We start from the raw sequence: 22,689 nt of genomic DNA on the forward strand, positions 1-22,689 counted from the left end.
AGGAAAGGCCTTGAAAGACCTACTGAATTTGCTGAAAAACCAGGGTCAAGTCGAAGAGTTCGACGCCATCCGTATTGGATTGGCATCGCCTGAGATGATCCGTTCGTGGTCGTTCGGTGAAGTTAAAAAGCCGGAAACCATCAACTACCGTACGTTCAAACCTGAGCGTGACGGCCTGTTCTGCGCCAAGATCTTTGGCCCGGTAAAGGATTACGAGTGCCTGTGCGGTAAGTACAAGCGCTTGAAGCACCGTGGTGTGATCTGCGAGAAGTGCGGCGTTGAAGTCGCACTGGCCAAGGTTCGTCGTGAGCGTATGGCGCACATCGAACTGGCTTCGCCAGTCGCCCACATCTGGTTCCTGAAATCCCTGCCGTCCCGTATCGGCTTGCTGATGGACATGACTCTGCGTGATATCGAACGCGTTCTCTACTTCGAGAGCTATGTCGTTATCGATCCAGGCATGACCACCCTTGAAAAAGGTCAGCTGCTGAACGACGAGCAGTACTTCGAAGCGCTGGAAGAATTCGGTGACGATTTCGATGCCCGCATGGGTGCCGAAGCTGTCCGCGAACTGCTGCACGCTATCGACCTGGAACACGAGATTGGCCGCCTGCGTGAAGAAATTCCGCAAACCAACTCCGAAACCAAGATCAAGAAACTGTCCAAGCGTCTGAAGTTGATGGAAGCCTTCCAGGGTTCCGGCAACTTGCCAGAGTGGATGGTGCTGACCGTTCTGCCGGTTCTGCCGCCAGACCTGCGTCCGCTGGTACCGTTGGACGGTGGTCGTTTCGCGACGTCCGACCTCAACGACCTGTATCGCCGCGTGATCAACCGTAACAACCGCTTGAAGCGCCTGCTTGACCTGTCCGCTCCGGACATCATCGTGCGCAACGAAAAGCGTATGTTGCAGGAAGCTGTCGATGCCTTGCTCGACAACGGTCGTCGTGGCCGCGCTATCACCGGTTCCAACAAGCGTCCTCTGAAATCCCTGGCTGACATGATCAAGGGTAAGCAAGGTCGTTTCCGTCAGAACTTGCTCGGTAAGCGTGTTGACTACTCCGGTCGTTCGGTAATTACCGTAGGCCCGACCCTGCGTCTGCACCAGTGCGGTCTGCCCAAGAAGATGGCACTCGAGCTGTTCAAGCCATTCATCTTCGGCAAGCTGGAAATGCGCGGTCTCGCGACCACCATCAAAGCGGCCAAGAAAATGGTCGAGCGCGAACTGCCAGAGGTTTGGGACGTTCTCGCCGAGGTGATCCGCGAACACCCGGTTCTCCTCAACCGTGCACCGACCCTTCACCGTCTGGGTATCCAGGCGTTTGAACCAGTACTGATCGAAGGTAAGGCTATTCAGCTGCACCCTCTGGTCTGTGCCGCGTACAACGCCGACTTCGACGGCGACCAAATGGCCGTGCACGTACCGCTGACACTGGAAGCCCAGTTGGAAGCGCGCGCGTTGATGATGTCGACCAACAACATTCTGTCGCCAGCCAACGGTGAGCCAATCATCGTTCCGTCGCAGGACGTTGTATTGGGTCTGTACTACATGACCCGTGAAGCGATCAATGCCAAGGGCGAAGGTCGTGTGTTCGCTGACCTGCAGGAAGTTGACCGTGTGTTCCGTGCCGGCGAAGCCGCACTGCACGCCAAGGTCAAAGTGCGGATCAACGAAACCGTCAATGATCGTGACGGCGGCAGCGTGAGCAACACCCGTATCGTCGACACCACTGTCGGCCGCGCGCTGTTGTACCAGGTTGTGCCAAAAGGTCTGTCGTACGATGTCGTCAACCTGCCGATGAAGAAGAAGGCGATCTCCAAGCTGATCAACCAGTGCTACCGCGTGGTTGGTTTGAAAGAGACCGTTATCTTCGCTGACCAGTTGATGTACACAGGTTTCGCTTACTCCACTATCTCCGGCGTTTCCATCGGTGTTAACGACTTCGTTATCCCGGATGAAAAAGCTCGCATCATCAGTGCCGCCACTGACGAAGTGAAAGAGATCGAGAGCCAGTACGCCTCCGGCCTGGTAACCCAGGGCGAGAAGTACAACAAGGTGATCGACCTTTGGTCCAAGGCGAACGACGAAGTTTCCAAGGCGATGATGGCCAACCTCTCGAAAGAGAAAGTCATCGACCGTCACGGCGACGAAGTTGACCAGGAATCCTTCAACTCGATGTACATGATGGCCGACTCGGGCGCACGGGGTTCTGCTGCGCAGATCCGTCAGCTCGCCGGTATGCGTGGCCTGATGGCCAAGCCGGATGGCTCCATCATCGAAACGCCGATCACTGCGAACTTCCGTGAAGGTTTGAGCGTACTTCAGTACTTCATCTCCACTCACGGTGCTCGTAAGGGTCTTGCGGATACCGCGTTGAAAACCGCTAACTCCGGTTACCTGACTCGCCGTCTGGTAGACGTTGCACAAGATCTGGTTGTAACCGAGATCGATTGCGGCACCGAGCACGGCCTGCTGATGACTCCGCACATTGAAGGCGGTGACGTTGTAGAGCCGCTGGGTGAGCGCGTATTGGGTCGTGTGATAGCCCGTGACGTGTTCAAGCCAGGTACCGAGGAAGTTATCGTTCCTGCTGGCACCCTGGTTGACGAAAAGTGGGTCGAGTTCATCGAACTCAACAGCATCGACGAAGTGATCGTTCGCTCGCCGATCAGCTGCGAAACCCGCTATGGCATTTGCGCCAAGTGCTACGGCCGTGACTTGGCTCGTGGTCACCAGGTAAACATCGGTGAAGCGGTCGGCGTTATCGCTGCCCAGTCCATCGGTGAGCCGGGTACCCAGCTGACCATGCGTACGTTCCACATCGGTGGTGCGGCAAGCCGGACCTCCGCAGCCGACAGTGTTCAGGTGAAGAATGGCGGTACCGTCCGCCTGCACAACCTCAAGCACGTTGAGCGAGTGGATGGCCACCTGGTTGCTGTGTCCCGTTCCGGTGAGCTGGCAATCGCTGATGACTACGGTCGTGAGCGCGAGCGTTACAAGCTGCCGTACGGTGCTGTGATTTCGGTTAAAGAAGGTGACAAGGTCGACGCTGGCGCAATCGTGGCCAAGTGGGATCCGCACACTCACCCAATCGTTACCGAAATGAAAGGTACCGTGACCTACGTGGGCATGGAAGAAGGCATCACGATCAAGCGTCAGACTGACGAATTGACCGGTATGACCAACATTGAAGTACTCGACGCCAAAGATCGTCCAGCTGCCGGTAAAGACATCCGTCCTGCCGTGAAGATGGTTGATGACAACGGCAAGGATCTGTTGCTGCCAGGCACTGACGTAATCGCTCAGTACTTCCTGCCAGCCAACGCCCTGGTCGGTGTAGCGGATGGTGCGAAGATCGCGATCGGTGATGTTATCGCGCGTATCCCGCAAGAAACTTCGAAGACCCGTGACATCACCGGTGGTCTGCCGCGTGTTGCCGACTTGTTCGAAGCTCGTCGTCCGAAAGAAGCGTCGATTCTGGCTGAAGTCAGCGGCACCATCGCGTTCGGTAAAGAAACCAAAGGCAAGCGCCGTCTGGTCATTACTCCGAACGACGGTAGCGATCCGTATGAAGAGCTGATTCCGAAGTGGCGTCACCTGAACGTGTTCGAAGGCGAACAGGTAAACCGCGGCGAAGTTATCTCCGACGGCCCGAGCGATCCACACGACATCCTGCGTCTGCTGGGTGTGAGTGCGCTGGCCAAGTACATCGTTAACGAGATCCAGGACGTTTACCGTCTGCAAGGCGTGAAGATCAACGACAAGCACATCGAGACCATCCTGCGTCAGATGCTGCGTAAAGTTGAAATCGCTGAATCCGGCGATTCCAGTTTCATCAAGGGCGACCAGATGGAACTGACTCACGTACTGGTAGAAAACGAGCGCCTGGCGAACGAAGAGAAATTCGTTTCCAAGTTCACTCGCGTGCTGCTGGGTATCACCAAGGCGTCGTTGTCCACTGAGTCGTTCATCTCGGCGGCCTCCTTCCAGGAGACCACTCGCGTACTGACCGAAGCAGCGGTAACTGGCAAGCGCGATTACCTGCGCGGCCTGAAAGAAAACGTGGTCGTGGGTCGTCTGATCCCGGCGGGTACCGGTTTGGCTTACCACAGCGAGCGTAAGCGTCGCCGTGATGCTGACAAGCCGCTGCGCGTGAGCGCCAGTGAAGTGGAAGCTGCACTGACCGAAGCACTGAACTCAAGCGGTAACTGAGTTCTGCGATAGATGAGTCTGGGCCCTGACACTCCCGTTCGTCGGATCGAGGCATTTTTGCCCCGGTTCGGCGCGAGGGGAGGTCGGGGCCTTGCCTTGACTGGGGACAAGATCCTCTTTAGACTCTTGTACCCCTAAATTTGGCGGGAATTCGTTCCTGCCATTTTGCTTTTCTTGCAAGACAATAGCGTCGCAAGACAACAGTGGAGCTAGTAGATGGCAACTATCAACCAGCTGGTACGTCAGCCGCGTAAGCGTATCGTCGAGAAATCCGACGTACCTGCGCTGCAGAACTGCCCGCAACGTCGTGGCGTATGCACCCGTGTGTATACCACCACGCCGAAAAAACCTAACTCGGCACTGCGTAAAGTATGCCGTGTGCGTCTGACCAACGGTTTCGAGGTTTCCTCGTACATCGGCGGTGAAGGCCACAACCTGCAAGAGCACAGCGTGGTACTGATCCGCGGCGGTCGTGTAAAAGACTTGCCAGGTGTTCGTTATCACACCGTACGCGGCTCCTTGGATACTTCCGGCGTTAAAGGTCGTAACCAGGGTCGTTCGAAGTACGGTACCAAGAAGCCTAAGTAGTAGCGGCTTTTTGTAAACCTGAATCATCTTATTTTCTGAGTCGATAAGAGTAAGGTCGGAGGCGTCCCGAAAGGGCACCGATTCCGAGCGAACCTGAAGACCGTTTGAGGGCTTATCCATGCCAAGAAGACGCGTAGCAGCCAAGCGCGAAGTGCTTGACGATCCAAAATACGGAAGCCAAATTCTGGCCAAGTTCATGAACCACGTGATGGAAAGCGGCAAAAAAGCCGTTGCCGAGCGTATCGTTTATGGCGCGCTGGAAAAGGTTAAAGAACGCAAGAACAGCGACCCCCTGGAAATCTTCGAGAAAGCTCTCGACGCCATCGCTCCGCTGGTCGAAGTGAAGTCGCGCCGTGTAGGCGGTGCTACTTACCAGGTTCCGGTTGAAGTTCGCCCGTCCCGTCGTAACGCTCTGGCAATGCGCTGGTTGGTAGACTTCGCCCGTAAGCGCGGCGAGAAGTCTATGGCTCTGCGTTTGGCCGGCGAACTGTTGGACGCTGCTGAAGGTAAAGGTGCTGCTGTTAAGAAGCGTGAAGACGTGCACCGTATGGCTGAAGCTAACAAAGCTTTCTCGCACTACCGCTTCTAATTTTAGCTTCACTAATTTTGCGAGGGCTTTATGGCTCGTACTACTCCGATTAGCCGCTACCGTAACATCGGTATCGTCGCTCACGTGGATGCTGGTAAAACCACCACCACCGAGCGCGTACTGTTTTACACCGGCAAAAGTCACAAAATGGGCGAGGTGCATGACGGCGCCGCGACCACAGACTGGATGGTTCAGGAGCAGGAGCGTGGTATTACCATTACTTCTGCTGCTATTACCGCCTTCTGGAAAGGTTCCGAGAAGCAGTACAAAGACGAGCATCGCTTCAACGTAATCGATACCCCGGGCCACGTAGACTTCACTATTGAAGTTGAGCGTTCCCTGCGTGTACTCGACGGCGCTGTCGTTGTGTTCTGCGGCACCTCGGGTGTTGAGCCTCAGTCGGAAACCGTATGGCGTCAAGCCAACAAGTACGGCGTTCCACGTCTTGTTTATGTAAACAAGATGGACCGTGCTGGCGCCAACTTCCTGCGCGTGATCGGTCAGATCAAGCAGCGTCTGGGTCACACTCCGGTGCCTATCCAGTTGGCTATCGGTTCCGAAGACAACTTCCAGGGTCAGATCGATCTGATCAACATGGAAGCTGTTTACTGGAATGATTCCGACAAAGGTATGGTTCCTGTTCGCAAGCCTATCCCTGAAGAGCTTCAGGAGCTGGCTGACGAGTGGCGCAACAACATGGTTGAGGCTGCTGCCGAAGCCAGCGAAGAACTGATGAACAAATACCTCGAAGGTGAAGAACTCACCAACGTGGAAATCAAGGCCGCTCTGCGTCAGCGTACTATCGCTGGTGAGATCGTCTTGGCTGTTTGCGGTTCTTCCTTCAAGAACAAGGGTGTTCCCCTGGTTCTCGATGCCGTTATCGACTACCTGCCTGCTCCAACCGACATTCCTGCTATCAAGGGTACCAACCCTGATAACGAGGAAGAAGAGATGGAGCGTCATGCTGACGACAACGAGCCGTTCTCGGCTCTGGCGTTCAAGATCGCTACAGACCCATTCGTGGGTACTTTGACCTTCGTTCGCGTTTACTCGGGCGTGTTGGCCTCCGGCGACGGCGTGATCAACTCGGTTAAAGGCAAGAAAGAGCGCGTGGGTCGTATGGTGCAAATGCACGCAAACGCTCGCGAAGAGATCAAGGAAGTACGCGCTGGTGACATCGCGGCCCTGATCGGCATGAAGGACGTCACCACTGGTGAGACTTTGTGCGACGCTGCCAAGCCAATCATCCTGGTTCGCATGGACTTCCCGGAGCCGGTTATCTCGGTTGCCGTAGAGCCTAAGACCAAGGATGACCAGGAAAAAATGGGTATCGCTCTGGGCAAGCTTGCTCAGGAAGATCCATCTTTCCGCGTCAAGACTGATGAAGAGACTGGTCAAACGATCATCTCTGGCATGGGCGAGCTGCACCTGGACATCCTGGTTGACCGGATGCGCCGTGAGTTCAACGTCGAAGCCAACATCGGTAAGCCTCAGGTTTCCTATCGTGAGCGCATCACGAAGAACTGTGAAATCGAAGGCAAGTTCGTTCGTCAATCCGGCGGTCGTGGTCAGTTCGGTCACTGCTGGATCCGTTTTGCTCCTGCTGACGAAGGTCAGGAAGGTCTGCAATTCGTGAACGAAGTAGTAGGTGGTGTGGTTCCTAAGGAATACATCCCTGCTATCCAGAAGGGTATCGAAGAGCAGATGAAGAACGGTGTTGTTGCCGGCTATCCGCTGATCGGCCTGAAAGCAACCGTTTTTGACGGTTCTTACCACGACGTCGACTCCAACGAGATGGCGTTTAAGGTGGCTGCTTCCATGGCAACCAAGCAACTGGCCCAGAAGGGCGGTGGTGAGTTGCTTGAGCCAATCATGGCGGTAGAAGTTGTTACACCTGAAGACTATATGGGTGATGTCATGGGCGACCTTAACCGTCGTCGCGGCATGATCTTGGGTATGGAAGACACGGTTTCCGGCAAAGTGATTCGCGCCGAGGTTCCGTTGGGTGAGATGTTCGGTTATGCGACCGACGTTCGCTCCATGTCCCAGGGTCGCGCAAGCTACTCTATGGAATTCAAAAAATACAACACAGCTCCGGCGCACATCGCTGAAACTGTATCCAAAAAACAAGGCTGATTCAGTCCTTTAGGCAAGGAGTTAATTGTCGTGGCTAAAGAAAAATTTGATCGTTCCCTACCGCACGTAAACGTTGGCACCATCGGCCACGTTGACCACGGTAAAACCACTCTGACCGCTGCTCTGACTCGCGTCTGCTCCGAAGTTTTCGGTTCGGCTCGTGTTGACTTCGACAAGATCGACAGCGCACCAGAAGAAAAAGCTCGTGGTATCACCATCAACACCGCGCACGTTGAGTACAACTCGACTATTCGTCACTACGCTCACGTTGACTGCCCAGGTCACGCTGACTATGTGAAGAACATGATCACTGGTGCTGCCCAGATGGACGGCGCGATCCTGGTTTGCTCGGCCGCTGATGGTCCGATGCCACAAACTCGTGAGCACATCCTGCTGTCCCGCCAGGTTGGCGTTCCGTACATCGTGGTTTTCCTGAACAAGGCTGACCTGGTAGACGACGCTGAGCTGCTGGAACTGGTTGAGATGGAAGTGCGCGACCTGCTGAGCACTTACGACTTCCCAGGTGACGACACTCCGATCATCATCGGTTCTGCTCGTATGGCTCTGGAAGGCAACGACGAAAACGAAATGGGCACCACTGCCGTTCGTAAACTGGTTGAAACTCTGGACAGCTACATCCCAGAACCAGTTCGTCTGACCGACAAGCCGTTCCTGATGCCAATCGAAGACGTATTCTCGATCTCCGGTCGCGGTACTGTTGTGACTGGTCGTATCGAGCGCGGTATCGTTCGCGTTCAGGATCCACTGGAAATCGTTGGTCTGCGTGACACTACCGTCACCACCTGCACCGGTGTTGAAATGTTCCGCAAGCTGCTCGACGAAGGTCGTGCTGGCGAGAACTGCGGCGTTCTGCTGCGTGGTACCAAGCGTGACGACGTTGAGCGTGGCCAGGTTCTGGTTAAGCCAGGTTCGGTCAAGCCGCACACCAAGTTCACCGCAGAAGTTTACGTTCTGAGCAAAGAAGAAGGCGGTCGTCATACTCCGTTCTTCAAAGGCTATCGTCCACAGTTCTACTTCCGTACTACTGACGTGACCGGTAACTGCGAATTGCCAGAAGGCGTTGAAATGGTAATGCCAGGTGATAACATTCAAATGACTGTTACCCTGATCAAAACCATCGCAATGGAAGACGGTCTGCGCTTCGCAATCCGTGAAGGCGGCCGTACCGTTGGTGCTGGCGTTGTAGCTAAAATCATCGAGTAATCTCTCTTTTGAGTGAGCTTTGATGTTTTGAGAAAGCCCCCGCTTAGCGGGGGCTTTTTTATTGGGTTGACACCTATCTAGGGCGTCTATAGAATTGCGCCTCCTTTTAACGGGCGTATTGCGCCCGGTGGGAATAGCAGCCGGAGTCTGAAATCCAATGCAAAATCAGCAAATCCGTATCAGGTTGAAGGCTTTTGACCATCGCCTGATCGACCAATCCACCCAGGAAATCGTGGAAACCGCGAAACGTACTGGTGCTCAAGTGCGTGGTCCAATTCCACTGCCTACCCGTAAAGAGCGGTTCACCGTTCTGGTCTCCCCGCACGTCAACAAAGACGCGCGTGACCAGTACGAGATCCGTACTCATAAGCGCGTACTGGACATCGTCCAGCCAACGGATAAAACCGTTGATGCACTTATGAAGCTCGATCTGGCGGCCGGTGTGGAAGTACAGATCAGCCTCGGCTAAGACTTGGGTCTTAGTCGTGTAACGCTCTGAAATGGGCGGCCATAGCGGGTGAAAGCCCCGTACACTCATGAGGTTTACAACATGACTATTGGTGTAGTCGGTCGTAAATGCGGTATGACCCGTATTTTCACCGAAGAAGGTGTCTCCATTCCGGTCACGGTCATTGAGATCGAACCGAATCGCGTCACCCAGTTCAAAACTGAAGAAACCGATGGCTATCGTGCAGTGCAAGTCACTGTCGGCGAGCGTCGTGCTTCGCGCGTGACTGCTGCTCAGGCAGGTCACTTCGCTAAAGCAAACGTTGCAGCTGGTCGTACTGTTATGGAGTTCCGTCTTGAAGACGGCGACTACCAGGCTGGCGATCTGATCAACGCTGAAATCTTCGCCGCTGGTCAACTGGTTGATGTAACCGGTCAGTCCAAAGGTAAAGGCTTCCAGGGTACGATCAAGCGTTGGAATTTCCGTGGTCAAGACAACACTCACGGTAACTCCGTTTCCCACCGCGTCCCGGGCTCTATTGGCCAGTGCCAGACTCCTGGTCGTGTATTCAAGGGCAAAAAAATGTCCGGTCATATGGGCGCTGAGCGCGTGACCGTGCAGTCCCTCGAAGTAGTGCGCGTCGACGCTGAACGCAATCTGTTGTTGGTCAAGGGTGCTGTTCCTGGCGCTACTGGCGGCAACCTGGTTGTACGTCCAGCGGCCAAGGCTCGCGGTTAAGGGGAAGCTGACATGCAATTAAATGTAAATGACGCTCAAGCGATCGAAGTTTCCGAACTGACATTTGGCGGCGAATTCAACGAGACGCTGGTTCACCAAGCAGTCGTGGCCTACATGGCCGGCGGCCGTCAAGGTAGCAAGCAGCAAAAGACCCGTTCCGACGTACGTGGTGGCGGTAAGCGCCCTTGGCGTCAGAAAGGCACTGGCCGTGCTCGTGCCGGTACTATCCGTAGCCCAATCTGGCGTGGCGGCGGTACCACTTTCGCAGCTCGTCCACAGGATCACTCTCAGAAGCTCAACAAGAAGATGTACCGCGCAGCTCTGCGCTCCATCCTTGCTGAACTCGTGCGTACTGATCGTCTGGTCGTGGTTCAGGACTTCGCTGTTGAAAGTCCAAAAACCAAAGATCTGCTGGGCAAACTGAACAACATGAGCCTGACCGACGTTTTGATCGTGTCTGAAGCTGTTGATCAGAACCTGTACCTGGCTGCTCGCAACCTGCCACACGTTGATGTACGTGACGTGCAAGGTTCCGATCCAGTTAGTCTGATCGCATACGACAAGGTGTTGATCACCGTGTCGGCCGTGAAGAAATTCGAGGAGCTGCTGGGATGAACCAGGAACGCGTATTTAAAGTTCTGCTTGGCCCGCACGTTTCCGAAAAGGCTACGGTTCTGGCTGACAAGAAAGGCCAGTTCGTTTTCAAGGTTGCAACTGACGCAACCAAGCTGGAAATCAAGAAGGCCGTCGAAAGCCTGTTCAGCGTGAAAGTAGAGCGTGTTACTACCCTGAATGTTCTGGGTAAGAGCAAGCGCACTGCTCGCGGTCTGGGCAAGCGTAATGACTGGAAGAAGGCAGTTATCTCCCTTCAGCCAGGCCAAGATCTCGATTTCAGCAGCAGTGCTGAGTAAGGAAGGGGTGCATCATGGCAATCGTTAAATGCAAACCGACTTCCCCTGGCCGCCGTTTTGTGGTCAAGGTGGTCAACCAGGAGCTGCATAAAGGCGCTCCTCACGCACCGCTGCTCGAGAAAAAATCGAAGTCTGGTGGTCGTAACAACAATGGTCGCATTACCACTCGTCACATCGGTGGTGGCCATAAGCAGCATTATCGTCTGGTCGATTTCCGTCGCAATGACAAAGATGGCATCGCTGCCACTGTCGAGCGTATTGAATACGATCCAAACCGTACTGCTCACATCGCTCTGCTGCTGTACGCAGATGGCGAGCGTCGCTACATCATCGCCCCTAAAGGCGTGAGTGCTGGTGACCAGCTGATCGCAGGTGCCCTGGCGCCGATCAAGCCGGGCAACGCTCTGCAACTGCGTAACATTCCAGTTGGTAGCACCGTACACGGCATCGAATTGAAGCCAGGTAAAGGCGCGCAAATCGCTCGTTCCGCTGGTGCTTCGGCTCAGCTGATCGCTCGTGAAGGTGTCTACGTGACCCTGCGTCTGCGTTCTGGTGAGATGCGTAAAGTGCTGGCTGAATGCCGTGCGACCCTGGGCGAAGTCTCGAACTCCGAGCACAGCCTGCGTTCGTTGGGTAAAGCTGGTGCCAAACGCTGGCGTGGCGTTCGCCCAACCGTTCGTGGTGTTGCCATGAACCCGGTTGACCACCCACACGGTGGTGGTGAAGGTCGTACCTCTGGTGGTCGTCATCCGGTATCGCCATGGGGCTTCCCGACTAAGGGCGCGAAGACTCGTGGTAATAAGCGTACCGACAAAATGATCGTCCGTCGTCGCAAGTAAATAGAGGGATACGACAGTGCCACGTTCTCTGAAAAAAGGTCCTTTTATTGATCTTCACCTACTGAAGAAGATCGAAGTGGCGGCGGAAAAGAACGATCGCAAACCAGTTAAGACCTGGTCGCGTCGTTCGATGATCCTGCCACAAATGGTCGGTCTGACCATCGCAGTACACAACGGTCGTCAACACGTCCCAGTTCTCGTTAACGAAGACATGGTCGGCCACAAACTGGGCGAGTTTGCCGGTACCCGCACTTATCGTGGGCACGTGGCAGACAAGAAAGCCAAGCGTTAAGGGGTTAGGAAATGGAAGTAGCCGCTAAGTTGTCGGGCGCTCGAATCTCCGCCCAGAAAGCCCGCTTGGTCGCCGACCAGATCCGCGGGAAGAAGGTGGGCGAAGCGCTCAACCTGTTGGCTTTCAGCAGTAAGAAAGCCGCCGAGATCATGAAGAAAGTGCTGGAGTCGGCCGTAGCCAACGCCGAGCATAACGAAGGCGCAGACGTTGATGACCTGAAGGTCAGCACCGTTTTCGTCAACGAAGGGCGTTCGCTGAAGCGCATCATGCCACGTGCCAAAGGCCGTGCTGATCGCATCGTCAAGCGGTCTTGCCATATCACTGTCAAGGTTGCTGACAAGTAACGGAGTCGAAGAGATGGGTCAGAAAGTACATCCCATTGGCATTCGCCTGGGAATCGTCAAGGAGCACACCTCCGTCTGGTACGCAGACGGTCGGACTTATGCGGACTATTTGTTCGCTGATCTGAAGGTGCGTGAGTATCTCCAAGACAAACTAAAAAGCGCGTCCGTAAGCCGTATCGATATCCATCGTCCGGCCCAAACTGCACGTATCACCATCCACACCGCTCGTCCAGGTATCGTTATCGGGAAGAAAGGTGAAGATGTTGAGAAACTGCGTCAGGACCTGACCAAGCAAATGGGTGTGCCTGTGCACATCAATATCGAAGAGATCCGCAAGCCGGAGCTCGACGGTATGCTGGTTGCGCAGAGCGTAGCTCAGCAGCTGGAGCGTCGCGTAATGTTCCGTCGCGCTATGAAGCGCGCCGTACAGAACGCCATGCGCATTGGTGCCAAAGGCATCAAAATCCAAGTGAGCGGTCGTCTCGGCGGTGCTGAAATCGCACGTACTGAATGGTATCGCGAAGGTCGTGTGCCACTGCACACCCTGCGTGCCGACATCGACTATGCCAACTACGAAGCTCACACCACTTACGGTGTGATCGGTGTAAAGGTTTGGATCTTCAAAGGCGAAGTAATTGGTGGTCGCCAAGAAGAACTGAAACCACAAGCACCAGCGCCTCGTAAAAAAGCTGCTAAGTAAGGGGTACGCCAAATGTTGCAACCTAAGCGTACGAAGTTCCGCAAGCAGATGACAGGCCACAACCGTGGTCTGGCTCAGCGCGGTAGCAAAGTCAGCTTCGGCGAGTTCGCGCTGAAGTCTGTAGCTCGTGGTCGTCTCACCGCTCGTCAGATCGAGTCAGCGCGTCGTGCTCTGACCCGTCACGTAAAACGTGGCGGCAAGATCTGGATCCGTGTATTCCCGGACAAGCCGATCTCCAAAAAACCTCTCGAGGTTCGGATGGGTAAAGGTAAGGGTAACGTGGAATACTGGGTTGCCCAGATTCAGCCAGGCAAAGTCCTGTATGAAATCGAGGGTGTTTCTGAAGAGCTGGCGCGTGAGGCTTTCGCCCTGGCTGCTGCAAAGCTGCCGCTCGCCACCTCCTTTGTTAAACGGACGGTGATGTGATGAAAGCGAATGAACTTCGTGAAAAATCCGCACAGCAGCTGAACGAGCAACTGCTCGGCCTGCTGCGCGACCAGTTCAATCTGCGTATGCAGAAAGCAACTGGCCAGTTGGGGCAGTCTCATCTGCTCTCGCAAGTTAAGCGTGACATCGCTCGCGTGAAGACTGTGCTCAACCAGCAGGCAGGTAAGTGATCATGGCTGAAGCCGAAAAGACTGTCCGTACGCTGACTGGCCGTGTTGTCAGCGACAAGATGGACAAAACCATCACCGTTTTGATCGAGCGTCGCGTTAAGCACCCGATCTACGGTAAATATGTTAAGCGTTCGACTAAGCTGCACGCGCACGACGAAACCAATCAGTGCCACATCGGCGACAAAGTCACTATTCGTGAAACTCGTCCGCTGGCCAAGACCAAGTCTTGGGCACTGGTTGATGTTCTCGAACGCGCTGTGGAAGTCTAAGGACTAGGGGTCGGAGAAATTATATGATTCAGACTCAATCCATGCTCGATGTGGCCGATAACAGCGGCGCTCGCCGTGTTATGTGCATCAAGGTGCTGGGTGGCTCCCATCGTCGTTACGCTGGTATCGGTGACATCATCAAGGTTACCGTGAAGGAAGCAATTCCTCGCGGTAAAGTGAAAAAAGGCCAAGTGATGACTGCTGTTGTAGTCCGCACTCGTCACGGCGTACGTCGTGCTGATGGCTCCATTATCCGCTTTGATGGCAACGCTGCTGTTCTTCTGAACAACAAGCAAGAGCCGATCGGCACCCGTATCTTTGGGCCAGTGACCCGTGAACTTCGTACTGAGAAGTTCATGAAGATCGTCTCGCTCGCCCCAGAAGTGCTGTAAGGAGATCCGACATGCAAAAGATTCGTCGTGACGACGAGATCATCGTGATCGCCGGCAAAGACAAAGGTAAGCGCGGTAAGGTGCTTAAGGTTCTCGCTAATAACCGTCTGGTTATCGGTGGTCTGAACCTGGTCAAGCGTCATACCAAGCCTAACCCGATGTCGGGCGTGCAGGGCGGTATCGTCGAGAAAGAAGCTCCGCTGGACGCTTCTAACGTCGCCATCTTCAATGGCGAAACCAACAAGGCTGACCGCGTTGGTTTCAAAGTAGAAGACGGTAAGAAAATTCGTGTCTTCAAGTCGACCCAAAAAGCGGTTGATGCTTGAACACTGCTAGGTAGATTAGACCATGGCACGACTACAAGAGATTTACCGGAAGGAAATCGCCCCTAAGCTTAAGGAAGAACTTAAGCTCGGGAACGTGATGGAAGTTCCGCGCGTCACCAAAATCACCCTGAACATGGGTCTGGGCGAAGCGATCGGCGACAAAAAAGTCATCGAGCACGCTGTTGCCGACCTGGAAAAGATCACCGGTCAAAAAGTCGTTGTGACTTACGCTCGGAAATCCATCGCTGGCTTTAAAGTCCGTGAAGGTTGGCCGATCGGCGTCAAAGTGACTCTGCGCCGTGAGCGTATGTACGAATTCCTGGATCGTCTGCTGTCGATCTCCCTGCCTCGGGTCCGCGACTTCCGCGGCCTGAATGCCAAGTCCTTCGATGGTCGTGGTAACTACAGCATGGGCGTGAAAGAGCAGATCATCTTCCCGGAAATCGACTACGACAAGATCGATGCTCTCCGCGGTCTGGACATCACCCTGACCACCACTGCCAAGAACGATGATGAAGGTCGCGCCCTGTTGCGTGCTTTCAAATTCCCGTTCCGCAACTGATTGGAGTAGGACCATGGCCAAGATGAGCATGAAAAACCGCGAGCTGAAGCGTCAGCTCACGGTTGCCAAGTACGCCAAGAAGCGTGCAGCACTGAAAGCAATCATCGTTGATCTGAACGCAAGTCCAGAAGCACGTTGGGAAGCTACAGTTGCTCTGCAGAAGCAGCCACGTGACGCAAGCGCTTCGCGCATGCGTAACCGCTGCCGCCTGACCGGTCGTCCACACGGCGTTTACCGCAAGTTCGGCCTCGGCCGTAACAAACTGCGTGAAGCGGCAATGCGTGGTGACGTACCAGGTCTGGTTAAAGCCAGCTGGTAAGTACTTTCAACGTCAAGGTGGTCTGAATCGCAAGATACTGACCGCCGGTGACCTTGAATCTGGATCAAGCCCCTTTTGGGGCTTGTTTCATTTCTGGAGTGTGTCTAAAATACGCGGCTCGCCTGAGCCCGTGTTTTTTGTGCTCGGAGATTCTCGGCGACATATGTAGCCGCAAGGCTAATTTTTTTGTATTAGGAGCGTCTAGCCCATGAGTATGCAGGACCCGTTAGCGGACATGCTAACTCGTATCCGTAATGCCCAGATGGCTGAAAAGTCCGTCGTAAGCATGCCATCTTCCAAGTTGAAGGTAGCTGTTGCCAAAGTCCTGAAAGACGAAGGCTACATTGCGGGTTATCAGATCAGCAGCGAAATCAAACCACTGCTGTCCATCGAGCTGAAGTACTTCGAAGGCCGTTCGGTCATCGAGGAAGTGAAGCGCGTTAGCCGTCCAGGCCTGCGTCAGTACAAGTCCGCTGAAGATCTGCCGAAAGTTCGTGGCGGTCTGGGCGTGTCTATCGTCTCCACCAACAAAGGTGTGATGACGGATCGTGCTGCGCGCGCTGCCGGTGTCGGCGGCGAAGTTCTTTGCACTGTGTTCTAAGGGGGGATAAGCATGTCTCGCGTCGCTAAGAACCCCGTTAAGCTGCCAGCCGGTGTCGAAGTCAAATTCGCAGGCCAACAGCTTTCGGTGAAGGGTGCCAAGGGTACTCTTGAACTGAACATCCATTCGTCCGTTGAGATCGTTGAAGAAGCTGGTGAGCTGCGTTTCGCTGCTCGCAATGGCGATCAACAAACTCGCGCAATGGCCGGTACCACGCGTGCGTTGGTAAACAACATGGTCCAAGGCGTAAGCCAAGGCTTCGAGCGCAAGCTCCAGCTGGTCGGTGTTGGTTACAAAGCGCAAGCAAAAGGCACGGTTTTGAACCTTGCCCTTGGCTTCTCGCACCCAGTGGATTACGAACTGCCAGCGGGCATCACTGCTGAGACTCCTAGCCAGACCGATATCCTGATCAAGGGCATCGACAAGCAGCTGGTAGGTCAAGTGGCCGCTGAGATCCGCGACTTCCGTCCACCAGAGCCGTACAAAGGCAAAGGTGTGCGCTACGCGGACGAAGTCGTCCGTCGTAAAGAAGCCAAGAAGAAGTAGGGCATAGCAAATGACCGACAAAAAAGTTACTCGACTGCGTCGCGCTCGCAAAGCACGCCTGAAAATGCACGAACTCGAAGTCGTGCGTCTCTGCGTGTTCCGCTCGTCGCAGCACATCTACGCCCAGGTCATCTCGGCCGACGGCAACAAAGTCCTGGCAAGCGCCTCGACTTTGGATAAAGAACTGCGTGATGGTGCCACTGGCAACATCGACGCGGCCACAAAGGTTGGCCAGCTGGTCGCTACGCGTGCTAAGGCCGCTGGCGTCTCGCAAGTGGCTTTCGACCGCTCTGGCTTCAAGTACCACGGTCGCGTGAAAGCGCTGGCTGATGCTGCTCGTGAAGCTGGGCTGGAGTTCTAAGTTATGTCAAATAACGACCAAAAGCGCGACGAAGGCTACATTGAGAAGCTGGTTCAAGTTAACCGCGTAGCCAAAACCGTTAAAGGCGGCCGTATCTTCACTTTCACCGCGTTGACCGTGGTGGGTGATGGTAAAGGGCGTGTTGGCTTCGGCCGTGGCAAGTCACGTGAAGTGCCTGCCGCGATCCAGAAGGCAATGGAAGCTGCTCGTCGCAACATGATCCAAGTTGATCTGAACGGCACCACTCTGCAGTACGCAATGAAGTCCGCTCACGGCGCTTCGAAGGTGTACATGCAGCCTGCTTCTGAAGGTACCGGTATCATCGCTGGCGGCGCTATGCGTGCTGTCCTCGAAGTTGCTGGCGTTCAGAACGTTCTGGCCAAGTGCTACGGCTCGACTAACCCGGTAAACGTGGTTCACGCCACTTTCAAGGGTCTGAAAGCTATGCAATCTCCTGAGTCCATCGCTGCCAAGCGTGGTCTGACTGTCAAGGAGATCTTCTGATCATGGCTACCGTTAAAGTAACGCTGATCAAAAGCATGACCGGCCGCATCCCTAACCACAAACTGTGTGTTAAAGGTTTGGGTCTGCGTCGCATCGGTCACACTGTAGAAGTCCAGGATACTCCCGAGAATCGCGGGATGATCAACAAGGCTTACTACATGCTGCGTGTAGAGGGTTAATCGATGAAACTCAATGATCTGAGTCCAGCGCCGGGTTCCCGTCGCGAAAAGCATCGTCCGGGCCGTGGTATCGGTAGCGGTTTGGGTAAGACTGGTGGCCGTGGCCACAAAGGTCAAACCTCCCGCTCCGGTGGCACCATCGCTCCAGGCTTTGAAGGCGGTCAACAGCCGCTGCATCGTCGCCTGCCTAAGTTCGGTTTCGTATCCCTGAAAGCCATGGACCGCGCAGAAGTGCGTCTGTCCGAGCTGGCTAAAGTGGAAGGCGACATCGTTACTGTGCAGACCCTGAAAGATGCCAACGTGATCAACGTCAACGTACAGCGTGTGAAAATCATGCTGTCCGGTGAAGTGACTCGCGCTGTCACTATCGGCAAGGGAATCGGCGCCACCAAAGGTGCGCGTTCGGCTATCGAAGCAGCTGGCGGCAAGTTCGAGGAATAAATGGCTAAGCAAGGTGCTCTCTCAGCGCTCGGCAAAGGCGGTATGTCTGAACTTTGGGCTCGTCTGCGTTTTCTGTTCCTGGCGATTATCGTCTACCGAATAGGCGCACACATCCCGGTTCCAGGTATCAACCCGGACCGACTCGCAGACCTGTTTCGACAGAATGAGGGGACCATTCTTAGCTTGTTCAACATGTTTTCCGGCGGTGCGCTGGAGCGGATGAGCATCTTTGCACTGGGGATCATGCCGTACATTTCGGCCTCGATCATCATGCAACTGATGACAGCCGTCAGCCCGCAGCTGGAGCAGTTGAAGAAGGAAGGTGAAGCTGGCCGTCGCAAGATTAGCCAGTACACCCGCTACGGCACTGTAGTCCTCGCCCTGGTTCAAGCTATCGGCATGTCCGTTGGCCTGGCAGGGCAGGGCGTTGCGTTCACTGGTGACTTTGGCTTCCATTTCGTCGCGGTATCCACGTTTGTGGCTGGTGCGATGTTCATGATGTGGCTGGGTGAGCAGATTACTGAGCGTGGTGTTGGTAACGGTATCTCGATGTTGATTTTCGCAGGTATCGTCGCCGGTCTTCCGAGAGCAATCGGGCAGTCTTTCGAGTCTGCGCGTCAGGGTGATATCAATATCTTCGCCCTGGTTGCTATCGGTTTGCTGGCAGTAGCGATTATCGGTTTTGTGGTGTTCATTGAGCGTGGCCAGCGTCGTATTGCTGTTCACTACGCCAAGCGTCAGCAGGGCCGTAAGGTTTTTGCTGCGCAGACCAGCCACTTGCCGCTGAAAGTGAATATGGCCGGTGTTATTCCGGCAATTTTCGCGAGCAGCATCTTGCTGTTTCCGGCTTCGTTGGGTACCTGGTTTGGTCAGTCTGAAAATATGGGCTGGCTGCAGGACCTCTCTCAGTCGATCGCTCCTGGTCAGCCGTTGAATATTCTGCTGTTTAGTGCAGGGATTATTTTCTTCTGCTTCTTCTATACGGCGTTGATGTTCAATCCGAAAGACGTAGCGGAAAACCTGAAGAAGTCCGGTGCCTTTATTCCGGGCATCCGTCCAGGTGAGCAGTCGGCGCGCTACATTGATGGCGTTCTGACTCGTTTGACCCTGTTCGGTGCTCTATATATGACGGCCGTGTGTCTGTTGCCCCAGTTCCTGGTGGTTGCAGCAAACGTTCCGTTCTACCTTGGCGGGACCTCGTTGCTGATCGTGGTCGTGGTTGTGATGGACTTCATGTCCCAAGTACAATCGCACCTCGTTTCGCACCAGTACGAATCCCTGATGAAGAAAGCCAACCTGAAGGGCTACGGCAGCGGCATGTTGCGCTGAGTACCCCATAAGGTTCGAGGAGTTGGTGATGAAAGTTCGTGCATCGGTGAAAAAGCTGTGCCGTAACTGCAAGATTATTCGCCGCGAAGGTGTTGTTCGAGTAATTTGCAGCGCGGAACCGCGTCACAAACAGCGCCAAGGCTGAGTGTGATCCGCTTGAAGCCCGGCAGCTAGTGCGCTGCCGGGTTGATTATTTGTTATTACAGCGATATTATCTCGCGCCCTATTTCTTGGCTTCCGGGGCGTAGGTAGCTGTCAATTGGAGTCCCACTGAATGGCCCGTATTGCAGGCGTTAACATTCCAGATAACAAGCACACTGTTATCTCGCTGACCTACATCTATGGTGTTGGTCGCACTACTGCGCAGAAAATTTGCGCAGTTGCTGGGGTAAACCCAGCCGCTAAGATCAAGGATCTGAGCGACGAGCAGATTGAACAGCTGCGTGGCGAAGTGGCGAAGTTCACCACTGAAGGTGACCTGCGTCGCGAAATCAACATGAAAATCAAGCGTTTGATGGACCTCGGTTGCTATCGCGGTCTGCGTCATCGTCGTGGTCTTCCAGTACGCGGTCAGCGTACCAAGACTAACGCGCGTACCCGTAAAGGTCCGCGTAAGCCGATCCGCAAGTAATCGCCCCAGCGAATCGACAGGAAAATTATCATGGCAAAACCTGCTGCTCGTCCTCGTAAAAAAGTTAAAAAGACAGTGGTTGATGGCATCGCCCACATCCATGCATCTTTTAACAACACAATCGTGACCATCACCGACCGTCAAGGTAACGCGCTTTCTTGGGCTACCTCCGGTGGTTCGGGTTTCCGCGGTTCCCGCAAGTCCACCCCGTTTGCCGCTCAAGTAGCTGCTGAACGTGCTGGTCAAGCTGCGCTGGAATACGGCCTGAAAAACCTCGACGTTAACGTCAAAGGTCCAGGTCCAGGTCGTGAGTCTGCTGTCCGTGCTTTGAACGGCTGTGGCTATAAGATCGCCAGCATCACCGACGTGACGCCAATCCCGCACAACGGGTGCCGTCCGCCGAAGAAGCGCCGCGTGTAATCCAGGAGATTGTAAAGAATGGCTCGTTACATTGGTCCAAAATGCAAACTCGCTCGTCGCGAAGGCACCGATCTCTTCCTGAAGAGCGGCGTGCGCGCGATCGAATCGAAGTGCAACATTGAAGCAGCACCTGGTATCCACGGCCAACGCCGCGGTCGCCAGTCCGATTACGGCACCCAACTGCGTGAAAAGCAGAAGGTCCGTCGTATTTACGGCGTTCTCGAGCGTCAGTTCAGCGGCTACTACAAAGAAGCTGCTGGCAAGAAAGGTGCAACCGGTGAAAACCTGCTGCAACTGCTCGAATGCCGTCTGGACAACGTTGTATACCGTATGGGCTTTGGTTCGACTCGTGCCGAATCCCGTCAGCTGGTATCGCACAAGTCGATCAGCGTTAACGGTCAGACCGTAAACGTTCCGTCTTACCAGGTTCGTGCTGGTGACGTGGTCGCAGTTCGCGAGAAAGCTAAAAACCAACTTCGCATTGTCCAAGCTCTCGATCTGTGTGCCCAACGTGGCCGCGTAGAATGGGTAGAAGTAGACACTGAGAAGAAGTCGGGCGTTTTCAAGAACGTTCCTGCTCGCAGTGATCTGTCCGCCGACATCAACGAAAGCCTGATTGTCGAGCTCTACTCCAAGTAAGGGCTAGAAAATAGGTGCATCCATGCAGATTTCGGTAAATGAGTTCCTGACACCCCGCCACATTGATGTGCAGGTTGTCAGTCCAACCCGCGCCAAAATTACTCTCGAGCCTCTCGAGCGTGGTTTTGGCCACACCCTGGGCAACGCGCTGCGCCGCATCCTGTTGTCCTCAATGCCCGGCTGTGCAGTAGTCGAGGCCGAGATTGACGGTGTGCTCCACGAGTACAGCGCCATCGAAGGTGTACAGGAAGACGTAATTGAAATCCTGTTGAACCTTAAAGGTCTGGCTATCAAGCTGCACGGCCGTGACGAAGTTACGCTGACCTTGTCGAAGAAGGGTTCGGGGGTGGTTACCGCTGCCGATATTCAGCTGGATCATGATGTCGAGATCGTTAACCCCGATCACGTAATCGCTAACCTGGCGTCTAACGGCGCCCTGAACATGAAGCTCACTGTAGCTCGTGGTCGTGGTTATGAACCGGCCGACTCGCGTCAGAGCGATGAAGACGAAAGCCGCAGCATTGGTCGCTTGCAGCTTGACTCTTCGTTCAGCCCGGTTCGCCGTATCGCATACGTGGTGGAAAACGCCCGTGTCGAGCAGCGTACTAACCTGGACAAGCTGGTTATTGATCTGGAAACCAACGGTACCCTGGATCCTGAAGAGGCTATCCGCCGCGCTGCAACCATTCTGCAACAGCAGTTGGCTGCGTTCGTCGACCTCAAAGGTGACAGCGAACCAGTGGTAATCGAGCAGGAAGACGAGATCGATCCGATCCTGCTTCGCCCGGTTGACGATCTGGAACTGACTGTACGTTCGGCTAACTGCCTTAAGGCGGAAAACATTTACTACATCGGCGACCTGATTCAGCGTACCGAAGTAGAACTGTTGAAGACTCCGAACCTTGGCAAGAAATCCTTGACTGAAATCAAGGACGTTCTGGCCTCCCGCGGTCTGTCCCTCGGCATGCGCCTCGACAACTGGCCGCCTGCAAGTCTTAAGAAGGACGACAAGGCGACTGCCTGATCGTCGTAATCACCGAACGTGAGTTTGGTAAGGAATGAACCATGCGTCATCGTAAAAGTGGTCGTCACCTGAGCCGTACCAGCTCGCACCGCAAGGCCATGTTCCAAAACATGGCGGTGTCGCTGTTCGAGCACGAGCTGATCAAAACTACACTGCCGAAAGCTAAAGAACTGCGTCGCGTTGCTGAGCCGCTGATCACTTTGGCCAAGACAGACAGCCTGGCTAACCGCCGTCTGGCTTTCGACCGTACTCGTTCGAAAGCTATCGTTGGTAAGCTCTTCAACGACCTGGGCAAGCGTTACGCTACCCGTGAGGGTGGCTACCTGCGCATCCTCAAGTGCGGCTTCCGCGCTGGCGACAACGCGCCTATGGCGTACGTCGAGTTGGTTGATCGTGCTACTGCCGGCGAAGCTGTAAGCGCCGAGTAAGACGACAAGCTGCAACAAAAAACCGGGCCTCGCGCCCGGTTTTTTGTGCGCGTAACAAAAGCGCAACTTATACAAGCTTCCA

33 protein-coding genes are annotated in these 22,689 nt (G+C 54.7%); all 33 read left to right on the plus strand.

The features are described 5' to 3' along the window. Positions 1-10: 10 nt before the first annotated feature. The 33 genes from rpoC to rplQ all read left to right on the plus strand — a co-directional run bounded on the left by rpoC (position 11) and on the right by rplQ (position 22,607). Positions 11-4,210 carry a DNA-directed RNA polymerase subunit beta' gene (gene rpoC / locus QMK52_RS10215; protein ID WP_005791982.1) on the plus strand — a complete coding sequence of 1,400 codons (4,200 nt, stop codon included), beginning with the start codon at positions 11-13 and terminating at the stop codon, positions 4,208-4,210. 216 nt (positions 4,211-4,426) lie between these two features. Further along, the gene (gene rpsL, locus QMK52_RS10220; RefSeq protein ID WP_002555494.1) at positions 4,427-4,798 is read left to right on the plus strand and encodes a 30S ribosomal protein S12; all 372 of its coding nucleotides are present in this window, start codon (positions 4,427-4,429) and stop codon (positions 4,796-4,798) included. 118 nt (positions 4,799-4,916) lie between these two features. Continuing rightward, a complete protein-coding gene (gene rpsG, locus QMK52_RS10225; protein ID WP_002555493.1) occupies positions 4,917-5,387 on the plus strand; it encodes a 30S ribosomal protein S7 in 471 nt (156 codons plus the stop codon). 30 nt (positions 5,388-5,417) lie between these two features. Beyond that, the gene (gene fusA, locus QMK52_RS10230; protein WP_005791981.1) at positions 5,418-7,523 is read left to right on the plus strand and encodes an elongation factor G; all 2,106 of its coding nucleotides are present in this window, start codon (positions 5,418-5,420) and stop codon (positions 7,521-7,523) included. 30 nt (positions 7,524-7,553) lie between these two features. Then, a complete protein-coding gene (gene tuf / locus QMK52_RS10235) occupies positions 7,554-8,747 on the plus strand; it encodes an elongation factor Tu (RefSeq protein ID WP_005791980.1) in 1,194 nt (397 codons plus the stop codon). A 157-nt stretch (positions 8,748-8,904) separates the two neighbouring features. Then, a complete protein-coding gene (gene rpsJ / locus QMK52_RS10240; RefSeq protein WP_003186070.1) occupies positions 8,905-9,216 on the plus strand; it encodes a 30S ribosomal protein S10 in 312 nt (103 codons plus the stop codon). Positions 9,217-9,297: 81 nt separating this feature from the next. Further along, positions 9,298-9,933, plus strand: a complete 636-nt coding sequence (gene rplC / locus QMK52_RS10245) for a 50S ribosomal protein L3 (protein ID WP_003194649.1) — start codon at positions 9,298-9,300, stop codon at positions 9,931-9,933. 12 nt (positions 9,934-9,945) lie between these two features. Further along, on the plus strand, positions 9,946-10,548 hold the full coding sequence (rplD, locus tag QMK52_RS10250) for a 50S ribosomal protein L4 (RefSeq protein ID WP_003176424.1): 603 nt from the start codon (positions 9,946-9,948) through the stop codon (positions 10,546-10,548). Then, positions 10,545-10,844, plus strand: coding sequence for a 50S ribosomal protein L23 (rplW, locus tag QMK52_RS10255; RefSeq protein ID WP_002555488.1), 300 nt, complete (start codon positions 10,545-10,547; stop codon positions 10,842-10,844). The genes rplD and rplW overlap by 4 nt, the downstream gene beginning before the upstream one ends. Positions 10,845-10,858: 14 nt before the next feature. Further along, positions 10,859-11,683 carry a 50S ribosomal protein L2 gene (rplB, locus tag QMK52_RS10260; RefSeq protein WP_003186055.1) on the plus strand — a complete coding sequence of 275 codons (825 nt, stop codon included), beginning with the start codon at positions 10,859-10,861 and terminating at the stop codon, positions 11,681-11,683. A 16-nt stretch (positions 11,684-11,699) separates the two neighbouring features. Continuing rightward, positions 11,700-11,975, plus strand: a complete 276-nt coding sequence (rpsS, locus tag QMK52_RS10265; RefSeq protein WP_002555486.1) for a 30S ribosomal protein S19 — start codon at positions 11,700-11,702, stop codon at positions 11,973-11,975. 11 nt (positions 11,976-11,986) lie between these two features. Beyond that, complete coding sequence (gene rplV / locus QMK52_RS10270; RefSeq protein ID WP_003103908.1) at positions 11,987-12,319, plus strand: 50S ribosomal protein L22; 333 nt, start codon at positions 11,987-11,989, stop codon at positions 12,317-12,319. Positions 12,320-12,332: 13 nt separating this feature from the next. Continuing rightward, complete coding sequence (gene rpsC / locus QMK52_RS10275) at positions 12,333-13,019, plus strand: 30S ribosomal protein S3 (RefSeq protein ID WP_003176422.1); 687 nt, start codon at positions 12,333-12,335, stop codon at positions 13,017-13,019. A 12-nt stretch (positions 13,020-13,031) separates the two neighbouring features. Beyond that, a complete protein-coding gene (gene rplP / locus QMK52_RS10280) occupies positions 13,032-13,445 on the plus strand; it encodes a 50S ribosomal protein L16 (protein WP_003176421.1) in 414 nt (137 codons plus the stop codon). Further along, the gene (rpmC, locus tag QMK52_RS10285; protein ID WP_002555481.1) at positions 13,445-13,636 is read left to right on the plus strand and encodes a 50S ribosomal protein L29; all 192 of its coding nucleotides are present in this window, start codon (positions 13,445-13,447) and stop codon (positions 13,634-13,636) included. Before rplP ends, rpmC begins: the two co-directional genes overlap by 1 nt. A gap of 2 nt (positions 13,637-13,638) precedes the next feature. Beyond that, positions 13,639-13,905, plus strand: coding sequence for a 30S ribosomal protein S17 (rpsQ, locus tag QMK52_RS10290; protein WP_003176419.1), 267 nt, complete (start codon positions 13,639-13,641; stop codon positions 13,903-13,905). Positions 13,906-13,928: 23 nt separating this feature from the next. Beyond that, the gene (gene rplN, locus QMK52_RS10295; protein WP_002555479.1) at positions 13,929-14,297 is read left to right on the plus strand and encodes a 50S ribosomal protein L14; all 369 of its coding nucleotides are present in this window, start codon (positions 13,929-13,931) and stop codon (positions 14,295-14,297) included. Between the two features lie 11 nt (positions 14,298-14,308). After that, complete coding sequence (gene rplX / locus QMK52_RS10300; protein ID WP_003176416.1) at positions 14,309-14,623, plus strand: 50S ribosomal protein L24; 315 nt, start codon at positions 14,309-14,311, stop codon at positions 14,621-14,623. 22 nt (positions 14,624-14,645) lie between these two features. After that, positions 14,646-15,185, plus strand: a complete 540-nt coding sequence (rplE, locus tag QMK52_RS10305; RefSeq protein ID WP_003194642.1) for a 50S ribosomal protein L5 — start codon at positions 14,646-14,648, stop codon at positions 15,183-15,185. 13 nt (positions 15,186-15,198) lie between these two features. Further along, entirely contained in the window at positions 15,199-15,504 is a 306-nt protein-coding gene (gene rpsN, locus QMK52_RS10310; protein WP_003176414.1) for a 30S ribosomal protein S14, read from the plus strand. A 208-nt stretch (positions 15,505-15,712) separates the two neighbouring features. Then, complete coding sequence (rpsH, locus tag QMK52_RS10315; protein ID WP_003176413.1) at positions 15,713-16,105, plus strand: 30S ribosomal protein S8; 393 nt, start codon at positions 15,713-15,715, stop codon at positions 16,103-16,105. 12 nt (positions 16,106-16,117) lie between these two features. After that, positions 16,118-16,651, plus strand: a complete 534-nt coding sequence (gene rplF / locus QMK52_RS10320; RefSeq protein WP_003194640.1) for a 50S ribosomal protein L6 — start codon at positions 16,118-16,120, stop codon at positions 16,649-16,651. A 10-nt stretch (positions 16,652-16,661) separates the two neighbouring features. Further along, positions 16,662-17,012 carry a 50S ribosomal protein L18 gene (gene rplR, locus QMK52_RS10325; RefSeq protein ID WP_003186037.1) on the plus strand — a complete coding sequence of 117 codons (351 nt, stop codon included), beginning with the start codon at positions 16,662-16,664 and terminating at the stop codon, positions 17,010-17,012. A gap of 3 nt (positions 17,013-17,015) precedes the next feature. Continuing rightward, positions 17,016-17,516 (plus strand): 30S ribosomal protein S5, encoded by a 501-nt coding sequence (rpsE, locus tag QMK52_RS10330; protein ID WP_003176409.1) that lies wholly within the window; start codon positions 17,016-17,018, stop codon positions 17,514-17,516. A 2-nt stretch (positions 17,517-17,518) separates the two neighbouring features. Continuing rightward, positions 17,519-17,695: a 50S ribosomal protein L30 gene (rpmD, locus tag QMK52_RS10335; protein WP_003176408.1), complete on the plus strand. Its 177-nt coding sequence runs from the start codon at positions 17,519-17,521 to the stop codon at positions 17,693-17,695. Positions 17,696-17,698: 3 nt separating this feature from the next. Further along, positions 17,699-18,136: a 50S ribosomal protein L15 gene (gene rplO / locus QMK52_RS10340; protein WP_003176407.1), complete on the plus strand. Its 438-nt coding sequence runs from the start codon at positions 17,699-17,701 to the stop codon at positions 18,134-18,136. Further along, a complete protein-coding gene (gene secY, locus QMK52_RS10345; RefSeq protein WP_003194637.1) occupies positions 18,137-19,465 on the plus strand; it encodes a preprotein translocase subunit SecY in 1,329 nt (442 codons plus the stop codon). Positions 19,466-19,493: 28 nt separating this feature from the next. After that, the gene (rpmJ, locus tag QMK52_RS10350; protein WP_002555468.1) at positions 19,494-19,610 is read left to right on the plus strand and encodes a 50S ribosomal protein L36; all 117 of its coding nucleotides are present in this window, start codon (positions 19,494-19,496) and stop codon (positions 19,608-19,610) included. A gap of 129 nt (positions 19,611-19,739) precedes the next feature. Next, positions 19,740-20,096, plus strand: a complete 357-nt coding sequence (gene rpsM / locus QMK52_RS10355; RefSeq protein ID WP_003194635.1) for a 30S ribosomal protein S13 — start codon at positions 19,740-19,742, stop codon at positions 20,094-20,096. Positions 20,097-20,126: 30 nt separating this feature from the next. Continuing rightward, positions 20,127-20,516: a 30S ribosomal protein S11 gene (gene rpsK / locus QMK52_RS10360; RefSeq protein WP_002555466.1), complete on the plus strand. Its 390-nt coding sequence runs from the start codon at positions 20,127-20,129 to the stop codon at positions 20,514-20,516. Positions 20,517-20,534: 18 nt separating this feature from the next. Beyond that, entirely contained in the window at positions 20,535-21,155 is a 621-nt protein-coding gene (gene rpsD / locus QMK52_RS10365; protein WP_003176404.1) for a 30S ribosomal protein S4, read from the plus strand. Positions 21,156-21,177: 22 nt separating this feature from the next. Next, positions 21,178-22,179 (plus strand): DNA-directed RNA polymerase subunit alpha, encoded by a 1,002-nt coding sequence (locus QMK52_RS10370; RefSeq protein ID WP_003176403.1) that lies wholly within the window; start codon positions 21,178-21,180, stop codon positions 22,177-22,179. A 41-nt stretch (positions 22,180-22,220) separates the two neighbouring features. After that, the gene (gene rplQ / locus QMK52_RS10375) at positions 22,221-22,607 is read left to right on the plus strand and encodes a 50S ribosomal protein L17 (RefSeq protein ID WP_003176402.1); all 387 of its coding nucleotides are present in this window, start codon (positions 22,221-22,223) and stop codon (positions 22,605-22,607) included. Positions 22,608-22,689: the final 82 nt, after the last annotated feature.

This window comes from Pseudomonas sp. P9_2 (assembly GCF_034008255.1).
Taxonomy (GTDB): domain Bacteria; phylum Pseudomonadota; class Gammaproteobacteria; order Pseudomonadales; family Pseudomonadaceae; genus Aquipseudomonas; species Aquipseudomonas synxantha_A.

Excerpts from the sequence above, each read along its gene's own strand:
- rpsG (WP_002555493.1), top strand. The coding sequence starts at position 4,917 with ATGCCAAGAAGACGCGTAGCAGCCAAGCGCGAAGTGCTTGACGATCCA.
- rpsE (WP_003176409.1), top strand. The coding sequence starts at position 17,016 with ATGTCAAATAACGACCAAAAGCGCGACGAAGGCTACATTGAGAAGCTG.
- rplN (WP_002555479.1), top strand. The coding sequence starts at position 13,929 with ATGATTCAGACTCAATCCATGCTCGATGTGGCCGATAACAGCGGCGCT.
- rplQ (WP_003176402.1), top strand. The coding sequence starts at position 22,221 with ATGCGTCATCGTAAAAGTGGTCGTCACCTGAGCCGTACCAGCTCGCAC.
- rpmJ (WP_002555468.1), top strand. The coding sequence starts at position 19,494 with ATGAAAGTTCGTGCATCGGTGAAAAAGCTGTGCCGTAACTGCAAGATT.
- rpsQ (WP_003176419.1), top strand. The coding sequence starts at position 13,639 with ATGGCTGAAGCCGAAAAGACTGTCCGTACGCTGACTGGCCGTGTTGTC.
- rplE (WP_003194642.1), top strand. The coding sequence starts at position 14,646 with ATGGCACGACTACAAGAGATTTACCGGAAGGAAATCGCCCCTAAGCTT.
- secY (WP_003194637.1), top strand. The coding sequence starts at position 18,137 with ATGGCTAAGCAAGGTGCTCTCTCAGCGCTCGGCAAAGGCGGTATGTCT.
- rplX (WP_003176416.1), top strand. The coding sequence starts at position 14,309 with ATGCAAAAGATTCGTCGTGACGACGAGATCATCGTGATCGCCGGCAAA.
- rpmD (WP_003176408.1), top strand. The coding sequence starts at position 17,519 with ATGGCTACCGTTAAAGTAACGCTGATCAAAAGCATGACCGGCCGCATC.
- rpsM (WP_003194635.1), top strand. The coding sequence starts at position 19,740 with ATGGCCCGTATTGCAGGCGTTAACATTCCAGATAACAAGCACACTGTT.
- rplR (WP_003186037.1), top strand. The coding sequence starts at position 16,662 with ATGACCGACAAAAAAGTTACTCGACTGCGTCGCGCTCGCAAAGCACGC.
- rplO (WP_003176407.1), top strand. The coding sequence starts at position 17,699 with ATGAAACTCAATGATCTGAGTCCAGCGCCGGGTTCCCGTCGCGAAAAG.
- rpsH (WP_003176413.1), top strand. The coding sequence starts at position 15,713 with ATGAGTATGCAGGACCCGTTAGCGGACATGCTAACTCGTATCCGTAAT.
- rpsN (WP_003176414.1), top strand. The coding sequence starts at position 15,199 with ATGGCCAAGATGAGCATGAAAAACCGCGAGCTGAAGCGTCAGCTCACG.
- rpsL (WP_002555494.1), top strand. The coding sequence starts at position 4,427 with ATGGCAACTATCAACCAGCTGGTACGTCAGCCGCGTAAGCGTATCGTC.
- rpsC (WP_003176422.1), top strand. The coding sequence starts at position 12,333 with ATGGGTCAGAAAGTACATCCCATTGGCATTCGCCTGGGAATCGTCAAG.
- rpsK (WP_002555466.1), top strand. The coding sequence starts at position 20,127 with ATGGCAAAACCTGCTGCTCGTCCTCGTAAAAAAGTTAAAAAGACAGTG.
- rplV (WP_003103908.1), top strand. The coding sequence starts at position 11,987 with ATGGAAGTAGCCGCTAAGTTGTCGGGCGCTCGAATCTCCGCCCAGAAA.
- rplC (WP_003194649.1), top strand. The coding sequence starts at position 9,298 with ATGACTATTGGTGTAGTCGGTCGTAAATGCGGTATGACCCGTATTTTC.
- rpsD (WP_003176404.1), top strand. The coding sequence starts at position 20,535 with ATGGCTCGTTACATTGGTCCAAAATGCAAACTCGCTCGTCGCGAAGGC.
- QMK52_RS10370 (WP_003176403.1), top strand. The coding sequence starts at position 21,178 with ATGCAGATTTCGGTAAATGAGTTCCTGACACCCCGCCACATTGATGTG.
- rplP (WP_003176421.1), top strand. The coding sequence starts at position 13,032 with ATGTTGCAACCTAAGCGTACGAAGTTCCGCAAGCAGATGACAGGCCAC.
- rplD (WP_003176424.1), top strand. The coding sequence starts at position 9,946 with ATGCAATTAAATGTAAATGACGCTCAAGCGATCGAAGTTTCCGAACTG.
- rplW (WP_002555488.1), top strand. The coding sequence starts at position 10,545 with ATGAACCAGGAACGCGTATTTAAAGTTCTGCTTGGCCCGCACGTTTCC.
- fusA (WP_005791981.1), top strand. The coding sequence starts at position 5,418 with ATGGCTCGTACTACTCCGATTAGCCGCTACCGTAACATCGGTATCGTC.
- rplB (WP_003186055.1), top strand. The coding sequence starts at position 10,859 with ATGGCAATCGTTAAATGCAAACCGACTTCCCCTGGCCGCCGTTTTGTG.
- rpsJ (WP_003186070.1), top strand. The coding sequence starts at position 8,905 with ATGCAAAATCAGCAAATCCGTATCAGGTTGAAGGCTTTTGACCATCGC.
- rpmC (WP_002555481.1), top strand. The coding sequence starts at position 13,445 with ATGAAAGCGAATGAACTTCGTGAAAAATCCGCACAGCAGCTGAACGAG.
- rplF (WP_003194640.1), top strand. The coding sequence starts at position 16,118 with ATGTCTCGCGTCGCTAAGAACCCCGTTAAGCTGCCAGCCGGTGTCGAA.